The following is a 4,175-nucleotide window of genomic DNA, read 5'->3' on the forward strand; positions in this document are numbered from 1 at the left end:
AGTTTACGATGCCATTCGAACCGTCGACCCAGCTATCTCGAGAAATTGAGATAAGGGTACTTACGGAATTTTTTTGGGGGTAGGAAACCTAACTTCTGGCGCCGCCAAGTTCGATCCAGAAATGATGGAGTGTGATCGGCTCCAATTTGTTTTGCCTTCCGTGCGTTGACGTGAATCGCCCGATCTTGAGACGCTTGTCTTGTAACGTCTCGACTAAATGGTCGGCTTTGGTCCATCCGACGGTGCGTTCTTGAAGCAAGCCGTCGATCCATTCAGTCACACGGGATGACCAACTCGCGATATCGGAAACCTGTACATAAGCAATCATGCCAGCAACCTTATGATCGGGGGCATGATGACCAGCCTTGAAGCGCTGAACCCCACCTGTGCTTTTTTTGCTGCTGAAGACGTATTCGCGCTCGTCACGATCTCTCCCGACGGGAGTGGGCAACCTCTTACATTCGAGAGGAAAGAGGATATCAAATTCGGTGTGCCTCCTTCCCTCGACTTCGATGACAGCCGAATTAGGAGAGATGATAAGATCGTGTTTCCGTGATGCCTTAACCTTATCTCTCGTTTCTCTTCGAAACTGGAGGAAATCAAATCCGTGGAGCCGCGAGGCCGAAAGGAGATGGGCGCAGAGTTGATCGGTCAGCTCATCCTCCGCCTGGGCAAATGGTCGATCCTCGCGGTCGCGCCAAACGGGAAGTTGGGACCCAATAAATTCGAGGATCTTCTGCAACGAGGTTGCCCGAGGGAACAAATTTTCCCGGAGAAGGCCGCTAGCGAGTATTGAGAATTCGGTGTCAGCAAACATCGATATCAATAGCCTTGCTGCCGGAGGTCGGACAAGGTCTCGTCGGCGTCGCGCAGCGCGACGGACCGCAACCAATACCGCAGACGATTTGGTTTGACGAAGAATATGAAACGATCATCATAAATGCGGGCAATTCGCGTGACATTGATACTGGAGCCGCGCTGCTCTTTAAGTAACCGATCAACCCGGCCTCGCAGTTTCTCTGCGCCTGACCAATCAACCGAGGTTCCACCCCCAAAACTGAATGGCTGGCACACAACTCCCGGCCAGACATAGGCGGTGAGTGGAACTAGAGCGTCTTGACCATAGATGACGTTGATCTGCGAGCAGTAAACATTCGCAAAGTCATCCAATGCTTTTTCGGCCGTCTTTTTGAGAGCCGCTGAGTCATCGCCCAATCTGACCAAATCGGACTGGTAATCGACGATGTCCGCCGCGATGATCGCTTCGTTCGCGCTAATCTCTAGCGCTCCATTTTCCATATAGGGCAACGCGCGTATATCGCTCGCACCAATGGCCGTGGCTTTCTTTTTGAAGAGACGCGAACTGGAAAGAGCGACGAATGCTTGCAGGGCTTTCCTGTTTTCGGTGATCCACCGATCGACTGCTTTCAGTTTCGGCGCGTCAGCTTTCTTCCCCGCAAAACCCACGATTTCGTTTTTGAATGCAAGAAAGGAGTCCTCCCAGACGGCGTGCTGAAGTCCTATATGTTTGCGCACCAGAAGCATGGGTGGCGAAAAATTCTCCGCGGTCCTGGGTCCTTCGAAGTCCCTCTTCTCTATGACGCGAAATTCGTCTCGATCAATCTGGTCTGTCTTGAACGCGGATGATGGAAACATATTCTCGCCGATGAGATGAGTGGCATCCCGCGATACTCCTCGGTCACCTTCGATATAGCCGTCGCCGAATGTCCATTCCTGGGCCTCGGCATATTCCTTCAGGGTTGGGTATTCTTTCAGGCGTTCCAAGAATGCAAATGTACGCCCTCCACCGACAATGTTGGCGGGCCAGATATCATCGGCGCTCAGAGCAACTGTGTTTGGAACCCAATGCAGATCATAGTAGTCGATATCGAACCCCTGCCCTGCATTAGCCCGTCCGGTTCGTCGGAAGACAGCATGAAGTATTCGGCTGTTTTCCTTTGGCGCCTCCGCCGCCGCGACTACGACAATGACCTTGGTATCAGCAGCTTCGAATAGCCCCCGCACGGAGACGAAATCCAAGACCTCGCGCACCCGCCAGCTCTTGAAGAACGTGCGGCGGAACTTTACCGACCCCTGATTGTAGAGGAAACCATCCTGTTGCAGCATACAGAGCGCCCCTCCAGCCGCGACAATCTTCATCGCCTCGTGAAGGAAGAGGTACCCGAGCTGCTTGTCGGGCAGAGCGCCGTCGAATTCTTTTTGGTAAGCAGCAAAAGCTTTTTCAGCGCCAGGCGTGGTGAGCTTTGACTCGAAAGGCGGGTTGCCAACAACCACGCCGACACGAATGTGCTTAAGGCGCCGGCAAGTCTGGACGGCGTTGAAAAAAGCAATCATGGTGAAGGCTACGGTTTGCGAGGATCGGAAATAGTTTGACCGAAGCTTTGATTTCCTCAGATTCAAGTGCGTCGCAAAGTGCAAGGCACAAACTGAAGCCTGCCAGCTGAATCGCTCCAGCTTCCATATCGACGCCGTGCACACGTCGGATGAGGGTTTTGAGAACCTTGACGCTTGGATGAGCCCAGTTGTTCCGGCTGCGCCAGTGTAGAATGAGTCGCTTATAGGCTTCGACGAGAAAAATCCCTGAGCCACAAGCAGGGTCCAATATAACTTGTTTCTCTGCTTCCAATTGATCGAGCCGCTTCCAGCTCAATGCTTCTTCCAGAACGAGCCTGACGAGCGCCGGTGGTGTGTAGACTGAACTGTTGTTATCCTTCACGAACAGCTGGTAAATATGACTGATCAACTCGACAGGAAGATCGCCGAAGGAGTACGTTTTCCAAAGTGTCAGCTGCCCGCCAGCTTCTTTCTGCGCTTCGACCAGGTCAGCGAAACGCCGCAACTGATCGGTACCTCTTAGCATCGCTTTTTCTTCGTCATCCAGCCGAAACACATGACCGTTGAAGCGATCCTCCATCGATTGGAGCAGTCGAATCAGCGCTGGGCCATCGGCCAGAACTTCAAAGAACTTTGTCGCGCCATCGACGAACTGGCCAAAATAGTCACTGCTCAGCACCTTTCGCTCTTCGAGATAAGCAATAAGCAGTGAGAGAATTAGCAAGCGCCGCGACAAACCTTCGTTGAGGACATTTTCGCTTATTAGAGTCCGATAGAGAACGTCGACCGCTGCGATCAACCTGCGATGAGCAGCACGAGTAGAGGACAGCATTTCACGACATACTTCTGGATCATCCCAGATCGTGCCGTTCCGGATCCTTGTCGCATCCCACCACGCCGCATCCTCGTCGATCCTTGCTGCTAACTCGAGCGTCTTAATGGGGTTGCAAACGAGCTTGCCGTTCTTGTCGAGGAAGTCCGAATTATGGGCGCAGCGGAAAAGCTGAATAAGCCCCGCGGTTTTGCGGTAGATCAACGGAACGCCGCCCCAGCTCCAAAGACGCTGATGTAATTCGGCAAACTCTTTATCGGTTCGTGCATCATCGACGAACACAAAGGCTTGCGCATGACCAGGACGACCGTTGCGCCCGGCCTCGAAAAACACGGAGTGGGCGGAGAAGTCGCGAGCCTTCTCCATGATGGCAACTTCTTCAGGATCTCTGTTGTTGGGATCAAAGCCATCGACGAGGACGAGGCCGCTGACGGCGTGGCCGACACCGCCCTTCGTGAGATCGCCGAGCCACAGAGCGCCGCCGTTCGATGTCGCGGTTTGCGTCGGTGTCATCATCTGCCTTGAAGGAAGTTCTCGCGGTGGTGGCAATATGCCTGAGGAATCATTAAATAAATACTACTTGGGGCACACCGGCCCCATCGACTCCATGACCAACAAGTGGACGTGGCGCTTGGCGATATCGTGCGCATTGTTTCCTCCAGCCAAGCAAAAAGAATCGGCGTCTAATTCTGCCTGATTGCGTGTCAATACGCAAATTCCTTACCCGTTTTTTCTCCTTTCCATCGGTTCGCTAGATTACCCCCCACACGCGAAACCTCCCCCTCCCCGTCATCTCCCTGAGCCCGAGCTCGCCGACAATCCGTATCGCCGCCTGCGGCGTCACGCCGATCGCCTTGACCACCATGCCGGTCGAGACCAGCGGTTTTTCCATGACCAGCTCAATTAGCTCCGGCAATTTTGATGACCCCCGCCGGCCGGTCAGCTTTCGCTCCATCATCTGTCGCGCCAGCGCCAGCCGGTCAATCGG

General features: G+C 53.7%; 4 protein-coding genes. All 4 read right to left on the bottom strand.

The genetic code is table 11. From position 1 onward, the window contains the following. Positions 1-88: 88 nt before the first annotated feature. Positions 89-742 (bottom strand): hypothetical protein, encoded by a 654-nt coding sequence (locus PDO_RS10415; protein ID WP_141649881.1) that lies wholly within the window; start codon positions 740-742, stop codon positions 89-91. Positions 743-822: 80 nt separating this feature from the next. Continuing rightward, positions 823-2,421 (bottom strand): Eco57I restriction-modification methylase domain-containing protein, encoded by a 1,599-nt coding sequence (locus tag PDO_RS27560; protein WP_458574648.1) that lies wholly within the window; start codon positions 2,419-2,421, stop codon positions 823-825. Next, the gene (locus PDO_RS29325; protein WP_085995785.1) at positions 2,312-3,703 is read right to left on the bottom strand and encodes a DNA methyltransferase; all 1,392 of its coding nucleotides are present in this window, start codon (positions 3,701-3,703) and stop codon (positions 2,312-2,314) included. Before PDO_RS29325 ends, PDO_RS27560 begins: the two co-directional genes overlap by 110 nt. Before the next feature lie 235 nt (positions 3,704-3,938). Continuing rightward, positions 3,939-4,175, bottom strand: a 237-nt coding sequence (locus tag PDO_RS10425; RefSeq protein WP_007601480.1) for a helix-turn-helix domain-containing protein, incomplete at its 5' end; no start/stop codon positions are given.

The sequence above is a fragment of the Rhizobium sp. PDO1-076 genome (genome assembly GCF_000247475.1).
Taxonomy (GTDB): Bacteria; Pseudomonadota; Alphaproteobacteria; order Rhizobiales; family Rhizobiaceae; genus Allorhizobium.

What these genes read in the sequence shown, in the direction of transcription:
- PDO_RS29325 (WP_085995785.1), bottom strand. Translation starts at nt 3,703, where the DNA reads ATGATGACACCGACGCAAACCGCGACATCGAACGGCGGCGCTCTGTGG.